A 6,047-nucleotide genomic window follows, 5' to 3' on the forward strand; every position below is an offset into this window, starting at 1 on the left:
AGTCTTAATATGTCTCCCCGTAAGCAAGGTTATTTTTTTGTATTGGTGACCATGTGCATTTGGGGCGGGTTTACGCTTTTTGCCCGTTTAAATGCACAATGGCACATCAGTGCTTGGGATATTGCTGCACTGCGCTTCGCTATTGCTTTTCTAATTTTGATGCCTATCTTAATTTATAAAAAAGATCTCGCTTTTTTATGGAGTAAGCATGCGGTTATTTTGGCGCTCATTGGTGGAGTCATCTATTGTCTCACCGTCTATACTGCGTTTCTTTATGCGCCAGCTGCACATGCCGCAATATTTTTAAATGGTTGTATCCCCATCTGTACAGCTATAGCTGCCTATATTTTATTTAGACAACCATTTGATAAGCATACATGGGTGAGTCTGGCAATTATGATCACTGCCTTGGGCCTCATGAGTGCATTAATGCTACAAAGTAGTACCTCTGCTTTTGGAATTGGCGATTTACTTCTGTTTATCAGTGCAATTTGGTGGGGGATTTTTACTGTACTACTTAAACAGTGGAAACTCTCTGCCTGGCACTCTATGGCAAGCGTCGCGATTTGGTCTGCAATTATTTATTTGCCGATTTATCTATTATTCTTACCTAAACATCTTACGGATGTAGATCCTGTACATTTGGCTGTACAAGGCATTTTTCATGGCGTATTTGTTGTTATTATTGCAACGTTGACTTATGTTGCTGCTATTCAACGTCTTGGTGCTTTTAAAACGGGAAGTATTGTAACTTTGGCGCCGTTTATTGCAGCTATTTTAGCTGTACCTTTACTTGGTGAATCATTAAGCCCATCAATTGTTGTGGGCTTGGTAGGTATGGGGATAGGCGCTTTACAGCCTTGGCGCTGGTTTAGACAAGATAGCCTGACACAAAAGATTAAGCAGCAAAATACACAAAATTAGTTTGCACGCTTCAAATAGCTTTGATGTAAAGGCTCTAATTGCAGATATAAATGTTCGAGTAATCCGTCGTTAAACACGATGTCATTGGCAAGCTCACGTTTTCGTTCGCGTGGCATTTGTGTAGCAATGATTTTCTGGATTTGTTCTTGGTTTTGCCCATCGCGCTGGCTTGCACGCTGAATTTGAGTTTGTTCACTCGCATCAATTAGTAGCGTGTGATTGACCAGTTCATGTTGATTTGTTTCAAACAATAATGGCGAAACTAAAATTACATAAGGACTTTTAGGATTTTGTAGCTGTTGAATAATAGATTGACGGATTGCAGGGTGGGTAATTTGCTCGAGTGTATGACGCGCTTGTGGATTTTGAAAAATATATTCACGTAAGGCACGACGGTCTAAACTGCCATCGGGTTGAAGCACCCAGTCTCCAAAAGTTTGCTGAATTTTTTGAAGGGCAGGTTGGCCCTTTTCAACCACTTCGCGAGCAACAATATCGGCATCGACGACTTGGATTCCTTGGGATTCAAACCACTGTGTTGCAGCTGATTTACCACTGCCTATACCACCTGTGATTCCCAGAATAAAAGCCATCTTAACCTCCCAAATAAATTTTCATAATCTGATCACCCCATAAAAAGGCAACCCAACCTGCAATGGCAATATATGGCCCAAATGCAAAAGGCTGATTGTCATTTCTTAATTTTAATAAAATGATGCCAATGATTGCGCCAAGTAACGATGACAATAACACAATTAACGGTAGCATCAATGGCCCCATCCATGCACCTAATGCTGCAAGCAATTTAAAGTCGCCGTAGCCCATACCTTCTTTGCCAGTAATTACTTTAAATAAGTAATAGACAATCCAAAGACATAGAAAACCAATGAGGTAACCCCAAATGGCCGAGTTGGGTGAGGTGTAGATATTAAAGGTGTTAATGCCTAAACCAAGCGCAGCTAAAGGTAGGGTAAAGCGATCAGGCAATAATTGTGTATCGAAATCAATAAAGGTAAGTGCTATCAATACCCATGTGAGGACCAGTCCAAAAAGCATTTGTATAGTTGGCCCAAGCACCATAACCACCACCAATGAACATAGCATGGTAAGTAGTTCGATGGCTGGATAGCGAATGCTAATCGGGTGCTGGCAATGACCACATTTTCCTCTTAACACTAGCCAGCTTATGAGTGGGATATTTTGATACCAACGGATGGGTTGATGGCATGCAGGGCATGATGAAGCAGGCTTACTTAAAGTTAGCTTCTCATGATCAATAATGGGTTGCTCAGGATTGAGTAACATTTGGCATTCTTGCTGCCAATCTTGCTCCATCATTCTTGGTGTGCGGTAAATCACTACATTAAGAAAGCTACCGATACATAGGCTCACGAGTGCAACAGCAATATAAAGTGCAGTTAAGTTTTGAATAAAATACGCAATGATGTCTTGCATTATATAACTGAGCCCATTTGGAAAATTGGAAGATACATAGCAATTACCAGACCGCCTACGAGTACCCCTAAAATTGCCATAATTAAAGGTTCCATCATAGAAGTTAAACCATCAACGGCATTATCCACTTCATTTTCATAGTAAGTGGCAACTTTATCGAGCATGCTGTCTAGTGCACCCGATTCTTCACCAATTGCAACCATTTGTATAGCCATAGATGGAAAACGATTAGATACTCGCATAGCAAATTGAAGTTGTTGACCGGTTGCCACATCTTCACGAATTTTCATCACAGCTTGCTCATAAATGACATTATTTGTTGCGCCTGCAGTCGACTCTAGTGCATCAATAAGCGGAACACCTGCGGCAAATGTTGTAGCAAGCGTGCGGCTATAACGGGCAATAATTGCTTTATAAACCAGATCTCCGAAAATAGGTAACTTAAGCGCCAGCTTATCTAAGCCATCACGAAACTTTTTACTACGTTTTTTTGCTTCTAAAAACGCAGCAATAAATACACCAATCGCAATAATCATAATGAACCAGTATTCCTGCATCCATTTCGACATATTCACGACCATTTGTGTGAATGCTGGTAATTCTGCACCGAAAGAAGAAAACAGATCTTGGAAAACGGGAACTACTTTAACCATCAAAATAATAGTCACCACAATGGCTACCACAATAACGGTTGCAGGGTATTTCATTGCTTTCTTAATTTTTTGCTTGAGCAACTCACTTTTTTCTTTATAAATTGCAACGCGGTCCAACATTGTTTCGAGTGCACCTGACTGTTCACCAGATTCAACAAGTGAACAAAACAAGTTATCAAAATGTTGAGGGTACTTTTTTAAAGCTGAGGCAAAGGTACTACCCCCTTCAACTTCACTTTTAATACCGAGGACAACCTCTCGCATGGCAGGGTTTTCTAAACCTTCTGCTACAATTTCAAAGCCTTGTACTAGAGGTACACCAGCTTTCATCATAGTCGCAAGTTGTCGGGTAAAAATCGTAATATCGAGTGTGGTGACTTTTTTCTTAAATAAACCTTCAAGAATATTTTTACGTTTTTCACGTATAGTTCGAACAGTCACCCCTTGTTTGCGTAAGGTTACTTTGGCTAAAGCCATGTTTTTAGCCGGAAGTTCTCCTTTAATTTTTACGCCCTTACGGTCAACCCCTTCATAAGCAAAAGTCGGCATCATTTGTGCCTTTTTGACAGCCATTAGATTATCCTTATTTTAAATAGTGTCTTATTCACTGGTTACACGGTTAACTTCTTGTAAAGAGGTCACCCCTTGCATCACCTTTTTTAAACCTGAACGACGTAGATTATTAAACCCCAATTTTTCAGAAGCAGCCGCGATTTCTAAAGCGTTGCCATCTTCCATAATAATCTTGGAAATTTCAGGTGTAACTTTCATTACCTCATAAATACCGACACGGCCTTTATAGCCTTCACGACATTCAGGACAGCCCATGGGTTGAAAAACCCGAAAATCTGGATGTGCTAAATCTTGTTCGGTAAAGCCCATTTCTAATAAGCTTTGTTTAGGAATATCAGCAGGTATTTTACATTGAGAACAAAGACGACGTGCTAAACGCTGTGCAATCACTAGATTTACTGATGTTGCAATATTAAAAGAAGGAACCCCCATATTGCGTAGACGGGTCAATGTTTCCGGAGCACTATTGGTATGTAGTGTTGACATCACCATATGGCCGGTTTGAGCAGCCTTAATCGCAATTTCTGCTGTTTCCAAGTCACGAATCTCACCGACCATAATAATGTCAGGGTCTTGACGTAAAAAAGACTTAAGTGCAGCTGCAAACGTTAAACCCACTTTAGGATTGACGTTAACCTGATTAATACCTTCTAAGTTAATTTCCACTGGATCTTCGGCAGTAGAAATATTGGAACTCTCAGTATTTAAAATATTTAAGCCTGTATATAAAGATACAGTTTTACCGGAACCTGTTGGTCCAGTAATCAAAAGCATACCTTGTGGTTTATCTAAAGCTTCCATAAATAAAGCTTTTTGTTCTTCTTCGTAGCCTAATGCATCAATGCCTAGCATTGCGCTTGATGGGTCAAGAATACGTAGAACTAACTTTTCACCAAACAAGGTAGGGAGCGAGTTCACACGGAAATCAATTGCTTTGGTTTTTGACAGCTTAAGTTTAATACGTCCATCTTGTGGGACGCGTTTTTCAGAAATGTCCATTTGAGACATTACTTTTAAGCGTGATGCCAAACGGTTTGCAAGTTGTAAAGGCGGATTGGCAATTTGACGTAACACACCATCGACACGATAACGTACCCGATATGACTTTTCATAAGGCTCAAAATGTAAATCTGACGCGCCCATACGAATGGCATCAATAAGCAACTTATTAATATATTTAACAATAGGAGCTTCATCACCTTGAGGTGTTTCTTCTTCATCTTCTTGAGTGGTAGGACCATCAAGGCTGACATCAAGATCAAACTCTTCATCATTAAAGTCAAAGCTGCTTTCTTCTGCAAAATGCTGGCCTAAAACTTTTTCCAGCTTATGATGCTCGACAATAACAGGTTCAACCAGCAATTTACTGTTAAAACGGATTGCATCGATTGCTTCAATATTGCTTGGGTTGCTGGTCGCGACATATAGAATTTGTCCTCTTTGAATGAGCGGCAAAATTCGATGTTTTAAAATCAGTTTTTGATCGACCAGATCTTTAGGAATCTGAGATGTGTCATAAACATCTAGATCAAAATATGGTTCAGCAAACTCCGCAGAAATGGTTTCAGCCAATAAAGATGGGGAGAGATGTACCTCTTCAATTAAATATGCGACTGTATCCTGCTTGGCTCTCTTTGCTGCATCTAATGCATTTTGCATGGTCGCTGCCGACACATGCTTTTCTTCGACTAAACGCCGAAAAAACCCCGTAAATTTTGGAGATGTATGTAATACTGACATCTGCCTGCCTATGCTAATGTGTTTATAATTGGTATATGAAAAATTATACTTTTGTTATGTAAAATTACTACCTTATAAAGTGTTGCTCTAGTCTTACTCGAGCTATTAAAGCTTGAACTAGTCGAAGTTTTTAAAGATTAATTTTTAGAATGTTTAACTTCGAATGGCTATAAAGTTTTTCTTAATTTCAAAGAGAAGAAAAGATATAAGTAATCCCTTTAAAGAAAAGTATCTGAAATTTGTATAAATGCGTGTAGAATGTGCTGCATTTTTGATGAAAGGTGAGCAGTATGTCGGGTTCGACGATTACGCCTTGGGTAGTTGGCAACTGGAAAATGAATCCAATGCGTGCTAACGCCAACCAACTTATAGAAGAATTTAAACAATTATTGCAACAAAACCAAATTGCAGATGAAAGCTGCCATGTGGGCGTTGCCCCTGTTTCTATTGCACTTACAACAGTACAGGCGCAATTTCAGGATGCTGCAAGAACGGTATATACAGTTGCGCAAGATGTATCGCGTATTGCAGGTACAGGTGCTTATACTGGCGAAGTTAGTGCAGAATTATTAAAAGATAGCCAAATTAATTTCGTATTGGTCGGACACTCTGAACGCCGTGATATTTTTGGCGATAACGTTGAAATTTTGAAGGCGAAACTCCAAAATGCATTAAATGCGGGCTTGACTGTCATTTATTGTG

At 39.6% G+C, this 6,047-nt stretch carries 6 protein-coding genes; 2 read left to right on the forward strand and 4 right to left on the reverse strand.

The window, feature by feature from the left end; all coding sequences use genetic code 11:
- The first annotated feature begins 9 nt into the window (after positions 1–9).
- Entirely contained in the window at positions 10–924 is a 915-nt protein-coding gene (locus J576_RS17035; RefSeq protein ID WP_002156915.1) for a DMT family transporter, read from the forward strand.
- Here the strand turns inward: J576_RS17035 and coaE are convergent.
- Genes coaE through pilB form a run of 4 tightly spaced genes read right to left on the reverse strand, consistent with a single transcriptional unit; the run spans position 921 to position 5,345 of the window.
- Complete coding sequence (gene coaE / locus J576_RS17040; protein ID WP_002156916.1) at positions 921–1,517, reverse strand: dephospho-CoA kinase; 597 nt, start codon at positions 1,515–1,517, stop codon at positions 921–923. The genes J576_RS17035 and coaE overlap by 4 nt on opposite strands.
- Before the next feature lies 1 nt (position 1,518).
- Positions 1,519–2,379, reverse strand: a complete 861-nt coding sequence (locus J576_RS20560; RefSeq protein WP_002157022.1) for a prepilin peptidase — start codon at positions 2,377–2,379, stop codon at positions 1,519–1,521.
- Positions 2,379–3,605 carry a type II secretion system F family protein gene (locus J576_RS17050; protein ID WP_002156990.1) on the reverse strand — a complete coding sequence of 409 codons (1,227 nt, stop codon included), beginning with the start codon at positions 3,603–3,605 and terminating at the stop codon, positions 2,379–2,381. The genes J576_RS20560 and J576_RS17050 overlap by 1 nt, the downstream gene beginning before the upstream one ends.
- Positions 3,606–3,632: 27 nt before the next feature.
- Positions 3,633–5,345, reverse strand: coding sequence for a type IV-A pilus assembly ATPase PilB (pilB, locus tag J576_RS17055; protein ID WP_002156910.1), 1,713 nt, complete (start codon positions 5,343–5,345; stop codon positions 3,633–3,635).
- Positions 5,346–5,635: 290 nt separating this feature from the next.
- Between pilB and J576_RS17060 the strand changes: the two genes are divergently transcribed.
- The coding region (locus tag J576_RS17060; protein ID WP_033855701.1) for a triose-phosphate isomerase at positions 5,636–6,047 on the forward strand (412 nt) is incomplete at its 3' end.

This window comes from Acinetobacter sp. 766875 (assembly GCF_000582055.1).
Taxonomy (GTDB): domain Bacteria; phylum Pseudomonadota; class Gammaproteobacteria; order Pseudomonadales; family Moraxellaceae; genus Acinetobacter; species Acinetobacter nosocomialis.